Here is a 15,774-nt window from a genome sequence, read left to right as displayed (position 1 = left end):
TCGCTCTTTTTTATTTGCAAAAAAACAATACAGTTCCATAGTGCTTCATAAAACTTTTATAATCGGCATTTCCGTTCAACACAATAATGGTCGGGTAAGCATTTACTTTGCGCTGCTTTAATATGGCCAATAGCTCTGTCTGTGCAATGCAATAAAATTTACCTGCTTCGTACCGAATTAGCAAAGGAGGATGAGTCACTGCATCATCGATGATATGATCGTCTCCCCCACTCTCCACCCCGTCCCGCTGAATGAGCCGCAGTGGAAACTTGACAACACCGTAATACCGGGGTTTTTCCTCCTCGAAGTCATGCAAGATAGAAGCAGCGTTTCGGGTAAGCAGCAGATAACAGTGAATCCATTCTTCCAGCATCCCGGCATTCGAATACTGTACTGCCGATTCTAAAGTGGGAGCGTACGTGATGTGTAGGTCATTTTTCTTAGAATAGATGATTTTTTTAATGGAATCCAAGGATAAAAAGTATTCATCCGCAAGCTCCGACACTGTCACTCCATGACCATACTTATTGCGAATCATGAGATTGCGCTTCTGCAAGGTCTCCCGGTAACCTGACGTTTCGCCCCAGGCTCTTTTTTCCTCCCCGGAGGGAATATACAGCAGCTTGCCTGCCGCATATTTCTGCAGTTCTTTGAGTAGCTCCGCCGGCAGTACATCGCCAGCATTTTCATATTTCATCTCATCACCATCTATATAGAGATAGCATCCATTCGGTCTTTCAATTCACTGATCGACTTCACAATCGAGCTGCAGGATTCCGTGTCATCAATAGATGCATGCCAGCGCAGGACATCGATTCCTTTATAATACGCCATACACAGGAATCTTTCCTTGTAATCCGGGATAACGATTCCCCTTTTCTTACTATACTCGGCCAACAATTCTGGAATTCTTAAGTATGGCTTATTCAAATCCATAATGGCAAAATCCAAGAGAAAATCGCAAATGCCGGACCGGCTCCAGTCAGGGAATCCCACTGTGGTCTGCCCATCTGTGATCATATTTTCAAAAAACGTATTATTATTGACCAAAAACCGCTGGCCTTCACAGTAAGAAATTCTTTTCTCCATTTCCTTAAAGTACATTTCGAAGAATTCGCGTTCCAAAACCGTTGTTTCGAACATCTCTCTCCAGTTCAGCCAATACCCCTCACGGTCGTCTGCAAAGTTATCGATTAGATAATCCCTGCAAGTTCCGTAGCCCACTTTGCATTCCTCGTCGAACTCCCCATAACCCTCTACGCCTGAAATATCGGATGAGCTAACATCGAAAATCTTGTCAAAAAACAACTCATATTGTTCCGCGAACTGCTCCCGATTTAATTGGTCGGCAATGAATCCGGCTGGTGTCATACTTACTTTTTCCGAAAGCATCGACTTAAGTGTGTTGTCCTTACTCATCTTTCATCTTCCTCTCTATGCTCAAATTATCCAAGCATCAGCTGCGCATCTGATATTGAAATCTTAACATTGGAAACAACTAGGAGATAGGCAATGAACATCTTAAATGAACTTTACATACTTTTAGAATTGGATTCTTTTCACACAGCATAGTAGGCTTGTCTTATGGGGTGAAGCCCTTCGCCAAGTGATCGCGCATGTGAAAAAGAAACGGAGTGAGATTGATGAACGTTGTAATTGCGGCGGGTCGCCGTCATACCGTTGGGCTTAAAGCGGGCGGAACGGTAGCTGCCGTGGGTGATGACAAATGTGGTCAATGTGATGTAAGCGGCTGGCGCGATATTGTCGCGGTTGCGGCAGGTAATGTTCATATGGCGACGAATACGGGTAATGCTCATACAATCGGTCTTAGATCAGATGGCTCGGTGGTTGCTGTGGGTTGGAATAAGCATGATCAATGCAATGTTAGTGATTGGCGCGATATTGTGGCCGTTGCGGCGGGTTGGCGTCGTAGCGTCGGGCTTAGATCGGATGGCTCGGTGGTTGCTGTGGGTCGAAATAATGAAGGCCAATGCAATGTTAGTGACTGGCGTGATATTGTGGCGGTTGCGGCGGGTGACTAGCATACTGCCGGACTTAAATCGGATGGCACAGTGACGATTGTAGGTAATAACCAGTGGGGCCAATGCAACGTTAGTGACTGGCGTGATATTGTGGCGGTCGCTGCGGGTTACCTTCATACGGTGGGGCTTAAAGCGGACGGAACGGTGGCGGCTGTGGGTCGGAACAAGCATGGCCAATGCGATGTTAGCGGTTGGCATGATATTGTGGCGATAGCGGCGGGTAGTTATCATACCCTCGGGCTTAAATCAGATGGAACAGTCATGGCTGTGGGGAATAATAAATATGGCCAATGTGACGTAAGCCACTGGTACGATATTGTGGCGGTGGCGGCTGGTTGCGCTCATACACTCGGCCTTAGATCGGACGGCTCGGTGGTTGCTGTGGGGGATAATGAATTTGGCCAATGCGATGTAAGTGGTTGGCATCTATGAGTAATGTAAAAAACAACAGGCGTTAATAAGTTGCCTGTTGTTTTTTTGCGCTGCAAATATGAAAAATATGGAGGCATTTCTGCGAACATTGGGAAAACCTTTAAATTAATGGACTGTATTTATATTTGCTTTGCGGGCTTCATTACAGAAGAAACGGATGAGCTTGCGGTGAATACCCGGAAAAAGGGTAAAGAATATATCGCTAGTCCGTCGAAAAGGCATTGGACAAACCAATGGCTCATTTCGCTCAAGAGCTCTTAAAGCGATCCGTGCAAACTGCTCGGGACTCATCATTTTCCTTTTCTTCATTTGCTCATTCATTTTCACTTTGTCGATGTTGATACCTTCAGCCGTTGAAAAGATGGATGTATTAACGAATGTCGGACATAATGTGCTCACCTTTACACCGAACGTTTCCGCCTCATAGTGGAGAGATGTCGTCAAGCCTACGATGGCATGCTTGGTTGTAGCGTAAGCGGCAGCCGTTGGTGAAGGGCCTAGTCCTGCCACGGATGCGGTATTCGCAATATGTCCGAAGCCTTGCTTTTTCATTAGAGAATACGCTGCTTGTGTACCATGGATCACGCTCCAGAGATTAACACTTATGATTCTCTCCCAATGCTCTCGCGACATATCATACAGTTCCCCATACATTGCAATCCCTGCATTGTTAAACATATAATCCAATCTCCCATGTTTCCTGTGCACGCTGAGCACTAGCGCTTCTATCTGATCAGCATCCGTAACATCCAGCCTTACAAATTGTGCACTGCCACCCTCTGTTTCAATCTGGCTAACCACCTGCTTACCACCATACTCATCAATATCAGCAATAACGACAAATACATGGGTGCTCACTAATTGCTCGACAATAGCCTTCCCAATACCCGAAGCACCGCCCGTTACAATCGCTACTTGGTTCAATGCTTTCACTACCATCACATCCCTATTAAATGTAGTTGAAAAGATTAGTACAATCGTTCTATTCTTAACAAAGAGAAATCTTACTATTTCAGAATTCCCTTTAAAAAGATCGTAACGCATTGTTGGAACATCCCCCGCAACGTATCATAATCCAGCGTATAGATATGCTGACATAATGCGCCTAACCAGTTCCCGAACAGAAATGTGGCAGCCTGCACATCCTCGATAACAAATTCATTGCTTTCGATTCCATATTGAAAAATAGCCTCGTACGCGCGCATAGGTGTTGATACCAGGTCGTACAGTTGCTTGACCGTTTCCGGCGATGAAGCCGGATTCCCCATTAATTCCTGGTGGACCTTAAGCAGCGGGGTTTTGTAATTATCCAGCACAAAGATAGCTACTGTGTACAATTTCTCTGTTGCTGTGGGGTAATTTGGCGAGAGAGCATTCCACTTCTCACCCCACACCCGCATGGCATCCTCAGCTATAGTAATGAACAGCTTCTCTTTATTCTCAAAATGATAATACACATGCCCTTTGCTAAAACCTGATTCCTTGGAGATATCCGAAATCGATGTTCCAGCAAAGCCCTTTTGCGAAAAAAGTTGCGCCGCTTTCTCCGCAATGATCTTCCTTGTCTGCTCACTATCATAATGCCTTTTCATGATTCTCATTCCTTTTGAACGATCGTTCTATTGTAAGCATAAAGGATTGGCGGCTCATTTACAAGAAGTGGAAGAGGGATTTGTTCACCGCTTAGGATGATAAAATTAAATCTCCATTCATACCAACAAAAAAAAGAGGAACAGAATGGCTACCAATAAATCGGTAGCCACTCTGTTCCCTTAACCTCTTTAGCTTTCGAATTCGCTCTTCGTTAAGCCAAATACATATTCATCGAAGTGTTGTCCTTTGGAATAAATCATATTCCGCAGTCTGCCCTCTTGAAGAAATCCAAGACGCTCTTGGAGGGCAATCGAACCTTCGTTAAAAGCATAGACATGTGCGGTCACTTTCTGATAGCGCAGCTCTTCGAAATAATAGCGTAACAAGATCATTACTGCCTCAGAAGCGTATCCCTTGCGCCAGTGTTCTCGAAAAATGGCTACACCATACTTAAACGTCCCATGCCGCGTATCACAGTTATGTGCATTAATACTACCAACAAGACTGCCATCGAGTGTCTCAATCGCTAGCATGATGTTATCACCCTCTGGGCTTTTGGACGCTTGATGCTCAGCCCAATTCTTCGTACCTTCTTCTGATCTTGGAAAATAGATCATATCGCAGAGCCTGGCACTTTCAGAATCGAGATCATTATTGTGGAACTTTTCCCAGTCGGTAGGTACAATCGCTCTTAATCTTACTTTATCGCCAGTCCAAATGTTGTTAATCATATAAACCCTCCTAAAGTAAATTGAAAATCTCCCAGCCTTCGCAAAAAAGTGGCGGAGATCTTGCGCAAGGATTTATATTTCTGGTTGTGAACTACATTGTTCTCAGTCCCTTCGTATATGTAAATTATACCATTTCATATTAGGAAGGTGTCCCCGCCAGCAGCGTCTTGTACAATTTAATAGCAGTCAAATGCTGGCCTTCATGGTACAGATTGAGGCTGAGAAATTCCTCTACCGATCCTAGTCTCATCCCTCCCGATGTCGTATATGGAGGCACAATGGGGTCCTTCAAGCGGTCAGCTAAGGTACGCTGAATGCGCTGCGGCTGCTCCCGCAGAAGTAACTTCAGTTCTTCAAGACTCGGAAATGCCAATGATACAGGTGCATTGAGTGGGGACGTGCCGTTCTCAAACAATTCCAGAAAGCCATCCGGCAAATGCATCGGCAGCCCGATATTTTTGAAAGCAAAACGTTCATTCAATGTGTATACATGTCCCAAATGCCACAGAATGTGATTACGGAAGCCCTGCGGAATGTGTAAGGCGGTCTCCTCCTCCAGTCCTTCCACACTCTTTAACAGTTGCGTCCGTACATAAGCCGATTGATAAAATAAGTAATGTTCCATTGATCTTACCCCTTAGCATTATTGATCCCTATCTATTCCATGAACGTGCTAGAAAATCCTTTTATACGATTGGCAAGACATTCAAGGACGCCGATGACTATAGAGATAATTCTCACGCAAGTCGCACAGTGAAAGCATTATTTTATAAAAAAAGAGAGCGCCCGTACCGGACCCTCTCCTCTGCATTTTCAAGTGGAATATGAGGTTGTTGCACCATTCCCCGGTAGCGGAGTGCCGGCAGGTTCAAGCCGTTCGGCTTCGGCCTTCCGCAGCACTTTCTGACCGCGCCAGCGCAGCAGGACGCACAGACCTCTAACCAGCTCATCGGCAATCATGCAGCAGTAAATGCCAATTAACCCCCATCCAGCCCAAATCCCGAATACGTAGGAACAACCAACGCCAATCAACGACATAGAAGCAATTGACGTATACATCATATACCGGGTATCGCCAATGGCACTTAGGGCGTTGCCCATGCCCATGTTGAGCATTTTGGACGGCTGCAGAATCAGATTGATTGCCAGCAGCGACACACCAAGTGCAAGGATTCCCGGGTCTTGAGTAAAGAGCCCTAATATTTGTCGTCCGAACAGGAAGAGAAGCAGCATGTTGCCCATCACAACTGCAAGCCCAATGAGCAGGGTGCGATAGGCCAGTTTGTAGGCTTCCCTCGTCTTTCCTCCTCCGTACAAGTGGGCGATTTGAATCTGTGCCGCTAAGGCGACAGCGTAACCCAAGGTGAAACAGTAGGATTCTAGCGTATTCAGATAGGTGCGTGCAGCCAGAGCTTCTGAGCCAAGCACCGCCAGGAAAGAGTATACGATTAGCTGCGAGAACACCCAGCAAGATGAATTGACGCCAAGCGGCCAGCCAATCTTCAGGATTTCCCTGAACAATCGCTTGTCAAAAACAAGAAAATCCTTCAGCCCAATTCGGATCTCAAATGCGCGCCTGAACATCACGAACAACATGATCAGCCCGATTGCCCGGCTTATAATCGTGGAGATCGCCACTCCCGCAAGTCCCAGCTTCGGCATGCCCATTACACCAAAAATAAATAGATAATTCAAAATAATATGAACGACATTCACCAATATACCCGTATACATCGGCCCCCGGGTGTTCCCGGTATTACGAATCGCTGTTCCAAGTGAAGCGATCAGGCCGACCATGAACAAGCCGCCGCCCACGTGCGAAATATATATATTGGAAAGCGGAAGAAGATCGCCCGAAATATTCAGCAGTCCTCCGATCGGAGCAGCAAAGAACAATAGAAAGATACTAACGGCAATACCGAGAACAAAGCTCGCTGACACCCCCATAATCGCCAGGGTACGTGCCTCTTTGATCTTCTTCGAGCCCATCCGCTGGGCGATCAGAATACCCGCGCCTCCGGCAAATGTCGTAAATAACGTGGTTAAAGCACCGAATAATTGGTTCGAGATCCCGACAACCGCAACAGCATCATCCGAGATCCGGCTGACCATCAGCGTATCCACCGTCCCCAGCAACGTCTGGAGAAAAATCTCCAGGAATATAGGCCAGGCCAGCATCCACAGCCCAAATCCCCCAGTATTCTTTTTCACAAAACAAACCCTCCTTGCAAGTATACCAACCCTGATGTTCTGTCTACATTGACATGATTTATCTCTGTGGCTAGTATATGATTATAGAGGAAAACGACCAGATTTAAGTACACATAATCAACCAAAACTTTCAATATTCCAACCTGAACGAAAGGAGTTGTCCGGGTGACTATTCTGCATTTCACCGTCCCGCCGATGCTGCATTATATTGTAAGCGGGCTGCATTATTTCGAAGCGGGCCACCGCCATATCGGGCGCCATCACATCGGTGTATTCGATCTGTTAGTCGTGAAAAGCGGATGTCTATACATGGGAGAAGAGGACTTACGCTTTGAGGTTCAGGCGGGGGAGATGCTGATCCTTCGTCCGGGTAACCATCATTTCGGCACAATGGATTGCACCGAAAGGACTACCTATTATTGGCTGCACTTTCATACAGGAGGCTGCTGGAGTGTATCGGATGAGTATTCACCTCTGACGGGTAGTAGTCCTATGGGCAGTGAACTCCAAAACTCACAGCTATTCGAGGTCCGCCCGTTCACACTCAGCTTGCCTCAGTACGCTGCACTGCGACAGCCGCAGACCGTTCAGAGCCTGCTGGACCAGCTCATTCAGCTCGGACCCAGCGCCCATCTTAGCGCTACACCGCTACGTCAGCAGCTTTTGTTCCAGGAGGTCATTCAGCATCTGACGGCTTCCCTGAATAGTGAACGAAGCACGCCCTCCCGGGCATGCGCCGAACAGACCGCCTCCTACCTGCGCACCCATTATCGTGAAGACATTACCGCCAAGCGGCTAGGTGAGCATCTGAATTTCCATCCTGTCTATATCGCACGGTGCATGGGCAAGGAATACGGCTGCTCGCCGATGGAATATCTGCTGCATTACCGGATTCAGCAAAGCAAGCTCCTCCTGATGCAGACCGATTATCCGGTGGCCCGCATTGCTGAAGAAGTTGGCTTCAATCATGTTCCCTATTTCAGCTCCAGCTTCGCCAAAATCGAAGGAATGTCGCCGCGAAAGTACCGTCAGCAGTTCTCGTGAGGATCTTCGAGGGGGACTTTAAGTAAATCTACTACTGATTTCTGGTTAACGTACCCTGGCTTGTGTCATGAACCTGGCATCTCGTTTTGCTCCTTCACATTCTTGCTATGCTCGATATGATAAAATCCCCAGTCACACATATCATTAAGCACCGAATGAAGTGTTTTTCCGTGCTCAGAGATGGTGTATTCCACTTTGGGCGGGATTTCCTGATACACCCGGCGGACAATGAGTCCGTCCTGCTCCAGCTCACGAAGCTGGTTGGTCAGCATGCCTTGGGTGATGCTTGGAATGATCCGTCTCAGCTCTCCGAACCGCTTGGTGCCATCATTCAACAGGATATATAAGATAAATGGCTTCCACTTACCTCCAATTGCTTGAAGGATAGCCACGATTCCCTGTGATATGGGAGACTTGCTTAAATCTTCGGACATACATGTGCTCCTCACTTCCTGACCGTTCTCTGCAACTGCTGTTATTGTATCAAAGGTTGCAGGCTTAACCAATACACCGAAAAAACATACTAAGTACGGTTTACCATACTTAACAAGAGCCCACATGCTGCCTAAAGGTACGTTAAACCTGACCTAGTATGTTAAAACAGCGTACTTTACAATGTTCTAGTTCTCTTGAATAATGTGGTTGTCAGGTGTAAGAAGCCTTGATGATATCACTTAAGAGAGAGGAAGAAACACATGAACATTTTGGTTATTGTTGCACATCCATCCTTGGAGGAATCCCGGGCCAACCGTGCTCTAATTCAGGAGCTGAGTCCGCATGACAACATTCATATCCACGACTTGTACAAAGAGTATCCGAATTGGACTATCGACATAGAGCGGGAACAACAGCTATTGCTCAAGTATGATCGAATTGTTTTTCAGTTCCCTTTTTATTGGTATAGCACACCACCACTGCTTAAAAAATGGTTCGACGACGTGCTGACATACGGATGGGCCTTTGGAACTGGAGGCGACCATCTGAATGGAAAAGAGTTTATCCTGGCGATCACAGTAGGCGCTAGCGAACAAGATTATCACGAAATCACAGTTAACGAGTTCCTTAGACCGCTGGAAGCGTCCATCAAATACGTCGACGGAATCTATTTGCCTTCTTTCATTATGTACGATTCAATGGAAACCACAGATGAGCAGTTGAACTTAGAGGCGCGCAGGTACGAGGAATATATCCGTGCTTCTGCCGAGACGCTCGTTTAAGAGTTTTAAAAACACAAAAATCATGTACTGGACAAAAAATAGAGGATCGCAGTGTAGCTCCTGTGGCCCTCTTCTTCTTTATGAGCTATGAAATTCAATCTCTGCATAGGACACTGGAATAGTTCTTATTGTCTATGTTACCTTCTGCAACCAAGTTTTTGTCGTTATGACATGCCGCAATCCCTGCATTGTTATTAGCAGCGGCACCTCTTCCAGTAACAAAAGGAAAGAACCGATCCTTAAACACCGGATCGGTCCTACCGCTTCCTGATATTAACGAATAACTAATGCTAATGGATCGTTGATTTTCACAGAAGCCCCCGCCTGATTATTAATTTCTGTCGTTTCGGTCGTATTCGTAATGATGATCGGTGTAATAATGCTAAAGCCTTCATGGCGGATGCTTTCCAGATCAACTTCCATCAAGATGTCACCTGCATTCACCGTGTCACCTGGCTGAACCCGAGTATTGAAGTATTTACCTTTCAGCTTAACCGTATCAATACCCACATGAATCAGTACTTCTGTCCCATCATGGCCTACAATGGCGATCGCATGCTTCGATTTTGCCAAGGTAGCCACTATCCCCCCAATAGGTGATACTACCTGTCCTGAAGAAGGCTCCAGTGCCAGCCCTTTGCCCATCGCCTCACTTGCGAACGCCTCATCTGGCACAGCAGAGAGCGGCAATACCTTGCCTGTCATAGGACTAGACAACAATGTCGCATTAACTTTGTCTATTTTTACAGCGTTGAAGTTAATTTCATTGTTTACCGAATCCTGCACGGAGTTGTTACCGGACTCCGGAGCAGCTGCAACCAGCGTATTGTTTTCAACATCTTTGAAACCGAGCATGAGGCACAGCAGAAACGCTGCTACAAAGGAAACGGCCATCATAATGACACCATATATAATGTTTGAAGTTCCCTTTTCACCGGAAAAAGCAAGCAAAGCCATAATGCTGTTCTGCGGAACATAAAGGGTAACATGTACAATCCCCGCGAAGCAGCCCGCAATGCCTGCTGAGATGGCGGCGGCTAACATCGGTTTCTTCAGCTTCAAGAGTACACCATACAAAGCTGGTTCGGTGATGCCCATCGTGGAAGAAATCCAAGAAGCGGAAGCTAATTGCTTCATCGTCTTGCTCTTAGAGCGAATGGCAACTGCTAACGTAGCTCCAGCCTGAGCAAGATTCGCACAAATCTGAGCTACCAGAATTAAGGCTTCCTGCCCAGTAGCTGCGAAAGCAGAGATAAAGATCGGTGTAAGCGCATGATGCATCCCGGTCATAACAATGAACGGAAATGCAGCAGCAAGGAGAGCTACCATGACAAAACCGAGCGTGCCTTGCATCAATTCAATTACATAAGCCAGTCCTTGTCCGGCATAATTCCCTAGCGGTCCGACAACGATTAGCGCCAAAGGTGCGCTGATCAACAGCAGTAGCGTTGGATTAAACAGAATTTTCAGCATATTAGGAACGATTCGGTCTATATATTTCTCAATATAGGACATCATCCATACAGTCAGCAGGATAGGAATAACTGAGGCTGCATAAATGACAGGTGAAACCGTAATCCCTAAGAAGGAGATTGGATCTTTAGAAGCCACCCAGGAAGAGAAGCTAGGATGGAGTAGAACACCAGCGACGATAACCGCAACTGAAGTATTGACTTTGAATTTCCGGGATGCACTAACCGCTAACAGAATCGGCATGAAATAGAATGCCGCATCCCCGATAATATCCAAGATTCGATAGGTGTCTGCTTCTGGTGACATCAGATCGAAGGTGGTCAACAGTGACAGAATGACCTTGATCATTCCTGCAGCCGTTAACGCCGGAATCATTGGTGTCATACAGCCGGTAATCGTATCAATGATCTGGCTAAGTACTCCTTTGGTTTTGCCGTTCCCTGAAGGCTTACCGGAACCGCTTTCATCCGCACTCTGCATATTAAGATCAATAATTTCTTTATAAACCGTATTTACTTCATTGCCGATGATGACCTGATATTGATCGGATGTTATGTTCACCCCTGCTACCACTTCCATTCCGTTCAACTGCTGCTTATCGGCTTTATCATTGTCTTTTAAACGGAACCGCAAGCGAGTCATGCAATGCTCCAGATCAATGATATTTTCCTTCCCGCCGACTAGATGTATGATTTGTTCCGCGATTTGTTTATAGTCTTTTTTCATATGATCTTCCCCTTAACCGTTTTCATTTGAAGCCTTTGAAAATAACGGAGCCGCAAGTCCTCTTCCAGAGGACTGCAGCTTCGTATATAGAGACCGCTTTAGAGGCACTCACCATTTGATTCAATCACCTTTTTATACCAGTGGTAACTGGCCTTTTTATACCGTTTAAAGGTACCATTCCCATAGTCATCTGCTTCCACATAAATAAATCCGTAACGTTTAGACATTTTGCCTTCACTTACACTGACCAAGTCGATACAACCCCATGACATATAACCAATGAGCTCGACTCCATCCTGTTCTACAGCATCCTTCATGTTGCGTAAATGATCGGTGAGGTATTCAATTCGATAATCATCTTGAACATGAAAGTCCTTATTTGGTTCATCTGCGATTCCAAGGCCATTCTCGACAATAAACAACGGAATCCGGTATCGATCATACAATTGATTCATTGTTATGCGAAGTCCAATCGGATCTACCTGCCAGACACTTCCACTTGGTGGTAGATACGGATTTTTAACTGTCTCAAAACCATTCGTACGACGAGTCTCTAGTCCTTCTGTGGATACTGCCGTACAAGCGCTTGAGTAATAGCTGAAGGAGACAAAGTCTACTGTATTGTTCTTCAGGATTTCAAAATCTTCCGGTTCCGTGTGAATGTTGATCTTGTGCTTCGCAAAATATGGTGCGATATAATTTGGATATTGACCATATACCTGTACATCGGAGAAGAATAGTGTATGTTTGTCACTTTCCAGAGAAGCGAATACATCCTCCGGTTTGCATGTGTATGGATATGTCTTGCCAGCCGCTAGCATACAGCCGAACTGAATGCCTGGAACGATTTGCTTGCCCGCTTCCACGGTCAGAGCGTTAGCCAGAAGCTGATGATGCGCAGCCTGATACTTTTTCTCCAGCTTGTTTTCAGCCGCTGTAAAGGTTAAGCCCCCGCCTATAAAAGGGATATGCAAAACCATATTCATCTCATTGAAAGGAATCCAATATTTTACTCGGTGCCCAAATCGGTGAAGTAGCGTCTTAGCATAATTTACGTAAAAACCAACCACTTGGCGGTTCGCCCATCCCCCGTAATGTTCCACCAAATGCATCGGCAAGTCAAAGTGTGAGATCGTAATCACTGGCTCAATGTTGTACTTTTCAAGCTCGTCCAATATGCTCTCATAGAATGCGAGGCCTGACTCTAGCGCAGTAGCTTCATCCCCTTTCGGGAATAGGCGCGGCCAAGAGATAGAAAATCGGAATGAATTGATGCCCATTTCCGCCAGCAATGCGATATCCTCTTTATAATGTTCTCGGAAATGAATCCCAGTATGGCTCGGATAATGTTGGCCTTCTTCTGTGAAAATATTATCTTCGTCCATCACAACGTCTTTTAAACGACGGTCATTCATCGGCAGTACATCAAAATTAGATAGACCTTTGCCATCTTCTAAATGCGCACCCTCGGTCTGTACAGCCGAAATAGCGCCGCCCCACAGGAAATCTCGGGATAATTTCATGATAAAACCTCCAAGTTACTAACAGTTTGTAAATGCTCTCATTTATAAACACCCAAGCTGTTTTCTTTTGTTGCCTATGCCTATAATAAGGCTTGGTACGCAAGAATGAATCCCTTGATCTTGTCAAATTGTTCTCATATTTTGTCCTGTCCAAAGGCACCTTTGATGGTTGAGTTTTTATATTGCAAAGGGGCAATCCCAATAATCTCCTTAAACAGCCGATAGAAAGTCTTGGTGCTTCCGAAGCCCACCTTACCGGCGATCTCTGTCACAGAATCATCATCATTGAGGAGAATCCACTTCGCCTTATCAATCCGATATTCGTTCAAAAAGGTGACAAAAGTTTTGCCGGTATGCTTTTTAAAAAATTTAGTGAAATACGGTGGGGTAAAGCCGAGAATTTTGGCAGCATCGGCAAGTTGTATAGGATGAGTATAGTTTTTCTCTACATATTGGAAGACCATGGACAACTGTTCAAGAATTTCACGAGAATACGGCTTATTGGAGACTATACGCGGCTTAAAATGATTCATTTCACGATACATCACGGTGATCAGCTCACACAAAAGGCTTTTGATAGCATATGCGTAACCGATCTGCTGCACCTTGCCTTCCTGGTATAGCTCATTCAATAACTGAAGAATTTTCTTCTGAACCTCTGGCCGCCAGTACGTGGAATACGGTTCAATTGAGGCAAACAGCTCCTCCAGCGTAAAAGGTGTGTTGTTCAGAAGCATCACATCCTGAAAAAAGCTAAGGTCAAATTGGAAAACCAGCCGCTCACTTTTAGGTGAAGCCATCACATAATGAATATCTCCACCTTTGATGAAGACGAACTCATTTTCTTTGAGCTGCATCGGCTGGTCATTTACGCCAAGATTCACTTTTCCTTTTACAATCCAGATAATCTCCATTTCCTTATGCCAATGCGGTGTAGTCAATATGTTGCCGTCGTTCACAATACAGCGATACGGAAAGGCTTTATCCAGTCGGGGGAATTCCAAATAAATGGCCATCTTATCATCTCTCTAACTTAATTTAATGGAGTAATAATCTCATTTTTCACGGATAAAGGCGAGGGTAGTCACTGATACTTAACATAAAAAAGAGCTATCCAGTACCCAATTAGGGAAGTAAGGATAGCTATTTGGGGATAGACCTCGACTCCTCAATTTTACAGCGGTTGATAAATCCACCTAAAAATTTCGACAATTCTCTAAATATTTTAGTATAATTTCAGATCTTTCCGACTTAAAATTCCATTCATAACTATTAAGAGAGGAAGGTATGGAGCTTGAATTGATAGAGGGTGAAGCACTGGATCTAATTCTCTACGGTCAATCGGTGACTCTGGGCAACGACAAGTCAGTGCTCAAGCACTCAAACCTAATTTATAAGGAGCACAATACAATGAATGCAACTTCTCAAATTCAAGCTGTAATCTTTGATCTAGACGGCGTTATTACCGATACCGCAGAATATCATTATCAGGCGTGGGACCTGATCGCGAAGGAGCTTGGACTTCCGTTCACTCGAGAGTTCAATGAGAATCTCAAAGGTGTATCACGTATAGCCTCACTGGAGTTGCTGCTTGGACAAGCAGCAACTCCACACACTTACTCTCCCGAAGAGTTGGAGGAGATGGCAACTCGCAAAAATGAGTTCTATCAGCAGCTCATTCAGCAGGTAACCCCGGCCGATGTACTGCCTGGTATTTCTGAATTACTGGCCGAGCTGAAGGCACACGGAGTGAAGACCGGTATTGCTTCCGCAAGCAAAAATGCCTTTACGGTGATCCGCCTTCTCGGCATGGAGAAAGATTTCGAAGTCATCGTGGATGCAGCCAAACTTGCCCACAACAAACCAGACCCGGAAGTATTCCTGACCGCTGCAGCTGCGCTTGGGGTAGATCCGCAATTCTGCGTCGGGGTTGAAGATGCTGTAGCTGGGGTAGATGCGATCAAAGCGGCAGGTATGTTCACAGTATATATCTCTTTACAGGAAAACCTATCCATCGCTAATATGAACTTGAATCATACTGCTGAACTTAACTATTCAGAGCTAAACCAGCAATTCGCCGCTACAAGGAATAAAGTAAGATAAATAATTGAGCAGCGCTACTCCGGTTGATAGCTCTAGTGGCCCTCTCGTTATTTATGAGCTATAGGATTCAATCTGTGTTTTCTCTCCTCATTAGTACATCAGCACATGTACTTCATCTAACGTAGAGTATAGATAGTAATCTATACTCCCTTAGTGGTACAATCTACACCACGTATAGTGAAGGGAGTAACACAATGCAAGTACATATTCCTGGGCGGGAGAAGCTTATTCTCTCCCATCTCGTTCTAGATTTTAATGGAACAATTGCTCTAGACGGTCAGGTTCTACCGAATGTCCAAGAGAAGCTTACAGAACTACACTCTTTAATTAAAATCCATGTATTAACTGCCGATAGCAACGGTAGTGCGGCTAGAGAATGTGAAGGTTTACCTGTAGAACTGCATGTTATCGGTAAAGATAATCAGCGGGAAGAAAAGCGAAAGTTTATTAGCCAGCTTGAACAAGGTGTTGCTGTTATGGGCAACGGCGTGAATGATGAGCTAATGTTTCGGGAAGCGGATCTGTCCATTGCAGTCATTGGAAAAGAAGGCTGTGCAACGGTAACGTTAATGTCTAGCGATATCACCGTGACCGATATAATTGATGGATTAGACTTGTTAATCCATCATCATCGCCTAATTCCTACCCTTAGAAATTAAGCGATGTATCATTATAAACA

General features: G+C 45.3%; 15 protein-coding genes and 1 pseudogene. 5 read left to right on the top strand and 11 right to left on the bottom strand.

Going from position 1 to position 15,774, the window contains the following annotated elements:
• Positions 1-10: 10 nt before the first annotated feature.
• Positions 11-697 carry a CD3324 family protein gene (locus ACFRAM_RS26230; protein WP_379469738.1) on the bottom strand — a complete coding sequence of 229 codons (687 nt, stop codon included), beginning with the start codon at positions 695-697 and terminating at the stop codon, positions 11-13.
• A gap of 11 nt (positions 698-708) precedes the next feature.
• The gene (locus tag ACFRAM_RS26225) at positions 709-1,419 is read right to left on the bottom strand and encodes a hypothetical protein (RefSeq protein ID WP_379469736.1); all 711 of its coding nucleotides are present in this window, start codon (positions 1,417-1,419) and stop codon (positions 709-711) included.
• A gap of 224 nt (positions 1,420-1,643) precedes the next feature.
• Here ACFRAM_RS26225 and ACFRAM_RS26220 point away from each other — a divergent pair.
• A pseudogene (locus ACFRAM_RS26220) lies at positions 1,644-2,474 on the top strand (RCC1 domain-containing protein).
• 105 nt (positions 2,475-2,579) lie between these two features.
• Here ACFRAM_RS26220 and ACFRAM_RS26215 read toward each other — a convergent pair.
• The 5 genes from ACFRAM_RS26215 to ACFRAM_RS26195 all read right to left on the bottom strand — a co-directional run bounded on the left by ACFRAM_RS26215 (position 2,580) and on the right by ACFRAM_RS26195 (position 7,009).
• The gene (locus ACFRAM_RS26215; RefSeq protein ID WP_379469734.1) at positions 2,580-3,407 is read right to left on the bottom strand and encodes an SDR family NAD(P)-dependent oxidoreductase; all 828 of its coding nucleotides are present in this window, start codon (positions 3,405-3,407) and stop codon (positions 2,580-2,582) included.
• Between the two features lie 74 nt (positions 3,408-3,481).
• A complete protein-coding gene (locus ACFRAM_RS26210; protein WP_379469732.1) occupies positions 3,482-4,066 on the bottom strand; it encodes a TetR family transcriptional regulator C-terminal domain-containing protein in 585 nt (194 codons plus the stop codon).
• A gap of 189 nt (positions 4,067-4,255) precedes the next feature.
• Complete coding sequence (locus ACFRAM_RS26205; protein WP_066377633.1) at positions 4,256-4,798, bottom strand: GNAT family N-acetyltransferase; 543 nt, start codon at positions 4,796-4,798, stop codon at positions 4,256-4,258.
• Between the two features lie 139 nt (positions 4,799-4,937).
• On the bottom strand, positions 4,938-5,423 hold the full coding sequence (locus ACFRAM_RS26200) for a DinB family protein (RefSeq protein WP_379469730.1): 486 nt from the start codon (positions 5,421-5,423) through the stop codon (positions 4,938-4,940).
• Between the two features lie 188 nt (positions 5,424-5,611).
• Positions 5,612-7,009 (bottom strand): MATE family efflux transporter, encoded by a 1,398-nt coding sequence (locus tag ACFRAM_RS26195; RefSeq protein WP_379469728.1) that lies wholly within the window; start codon positions 7,007-7,009, stop codon positions 5,612-5,614.
• A gap of 165 nt (positions 7,010-7,174) precedes the next feature.
• On the opposite strand from ACFRAM_RS26195, the gene ACFRAM_RS26190 reads away from it, so the two are divergent.
• A complete protein-coding gene (locus tag ACFRAM_RS26190; RefSeq protein ID WP_379469726.1) occupies positions 7,175-8,053 on the top strand; it encodes an AraC family transcriptional regulator in 879 nt (292 codons plus the stop codon).
• 65 nt (positions 8,054-8,118) lie between these two features.
• Here ACFRAM_RS26190 and ACFRAM_RS26185 read toward each other — a convergent pair whose 3' ends face one another.
• A complete protein-coding gene (locus tag ACFRAM_RS26185) occupies positions 8,119-8,487 on the bottom strand; it encodes a winged helix-turn-helix transcriptional regulator (protein WP_066377628.1) in 369 nt (122 codons plus the stop codon).
• A gap of 261 nt (positions 8,488-8,748) precedes the next feature.
• On the opposite strand from ACFRAM_RS26185, the gene ACFRAM_RS26180 reads away from it, so the two are divergent.
• Entirely contained in the window at positions 8,749-9,270 is a 522-nt protein-coding gene (locus ACFRAM_RS26180) for an NAD(P)H-dependent oxidoreductase (RefSeq protein WP_379469718.1), read from the top strand.
• A 273-nt stretch (positions 9,271-9,543) separates the two neighbouring features.
• Here the strand turns inward: ACFRAM_RS26180 and ACFRAM_RS26175 are convergent, their stop codons facing one another.
• The 3 genes from ACFRAM_RS26175 to ACFRAM_RS26165 all read right to left on the bottom strand — a co-directional run bounded on the left by ACFRAM_RS26175 (position 9,544) and on the right by ACFRAM_RS26165 (position 14,008).
• Positions 9,544-11,469, bottom strand: a complete 1,926-nt coding sequence (locus tag ACFRAM_RS26175) for a beta-glucoside-specific PTS transporter subunit IIABC (protein WP_379469715.1) — start codon at positions 11,467-11,469, stop codon at positions 9,544-9,546.
• 98 nt (positions 11,470-11,567) lie between these two features.
• The gene (locus tag ACFRAM_RS26170; protein WP_379469713.1) at positions 11,568-12,992 is read right to left on the bottom strand and encodes a 6-phospho-beta-glucosidase; all 1,425 of its coding nucleotides are present in this window, start codon (positions 12,990-12,992) and stop codon (positions 11,568-11,570) included.
• 134 nt (positions 12,993-13,126) lie between these two features.
• Positions 13,127-14,008, bottom strand: coding sequence for an AraC family transcriptional regulator (locus ACFRAM_RS26165; RefSeq protein ID WP_379469709.1), 882 nt, complete (start codon positions 14,006-14,008; stop codon positions 13,127-13,129).
• Between the two features lie 394 nt (positions 14,009-14,402).
• Between ACFRAM_RS26165 and pgmB the strand changes: the two genes are divergently transcribed.
• Both pgmB and ACFRAM_RS26155 read left to right on the top strand, forming a co-directional pair.
• Positions 14,403-15,095, top strand: a complete 693-nt coding sequence (gene pgmB / locus ACFRAM_RS26160) for a beta-phosphoglucomutase (protein ID WP_379469822.1) — start codon at positions 14,403-14,405, stop codon at positions 15,093-15,095.
• Positions 15,096-15,289: 194 nt separating this feature from the next.
• Positions 15,290-15,754, top strand: a complete 465-nt coding sequence (locus ACFRAM_RS26155) for an HAD family hydrolase (RefSeq protein WP_379469707.1) — start codon at positions 15,290-15,292, stop codon at positions 15,752-15,754.
• The last annotated feature ends 20 nt before the right edge of the window (positions 15,755-15,774 follow it).

Source organism: Paenibacillus sp. NPDC056722 (genome assembly GCF_042790635.1).
Lineage (GTDB): Bacteria > Bacillota > Bacilli > Paenibacillales > Paenibacillaceae > Paenibacillus_AQ > Paenibacillus_AQ agri.
Note: the sequence above shows the minus strand (reverse complement) of the source record. Positions and strands in the feature narration are given on the sequence as shown.

Coding starts and splice junctions, on each gene's coding strand:
- ACFRAM_RS26230 (WP_379469738.1), bottom strand. CDS start 697: ATGAAATATGAAAATGCTGGCGATGTACTGCCGGCGGAGCTACTCAAA.
- ACFRAM_RS26210 (WP_379469732.1), bottom strand. CDS start 4,066: ATGAAAAGGCATTATGATAGTGAGCAGACAAGGAAGATCATTGCGGAG.
- ACFRAM_RS26170 (WP_379469713.1), bottom strand. CDS start 12,992: ATGAAATTATCCCGAGATTTCCTGTGGGGCGGCGCTATTTCGGCTGTA.
- ACFRAM_RS26175 (WP_379469715.1), bottom strand. CDS start 11,469: ATGAAAAAAGACTATAAACAAATCGCGGAACAAATCATACATCTAGTC.
- ACFRAM_RS26165 (WP_379469709.1), bottom strand. CDS start 14,008: ATGGCCATTTATTTGGAATTCCCCCGACTGGATAAAGCCTTTCCGTAT.
- pgmB (WP_379469822.1), top strand. CDS start 14,403: ATGAATGCAACTTCTCAAATTCAAGCTGTAATCTTTGATCTAGACGGC.
- ACFRAM_RS26185 (WP_066377628.1), bottom strand. CDS start 8,487: ATGTCCGAAGATTTAAGCAAGTCTCCCATATCACAGGGAATCGTGGCT.
- ACFRAM_RS26200 (WP_379469730.1), bottom strand. CDS start 5,423: ATGGAACATTACTTATTTTATCAATCGGCTTATGTACGGACGCAACTG.
- ACFRAM_RS26180 (WP_379469718.1), top strand. CDS start 8,749: ATGAACATTTTGGTTATTGTTGCACATCCATCCTTGGAGGAATCCCGG.
- ACFRAM_RS26225 (WP_379469736.1), bottom strand. CDS start 1,419: ATGAGTAAGGACAACACACTTAAGTCGATGCTTTCGGAAAAAGTAAGT.
- ACFRAM_RS26155 (WP_379469707.1), top strand. CDS start 15,290: ATGCAAGTACATATTCCTGGGCGGGAGAAGCTTATTCTCTCCCATCTC.
- ACFRAM_RS26205 (WP_066377633.1), bottom strand. CDS start 4,798: ATGATTAACAACATTTGGACTGGCGATAAAGTAAGATTAAGAGCGATT.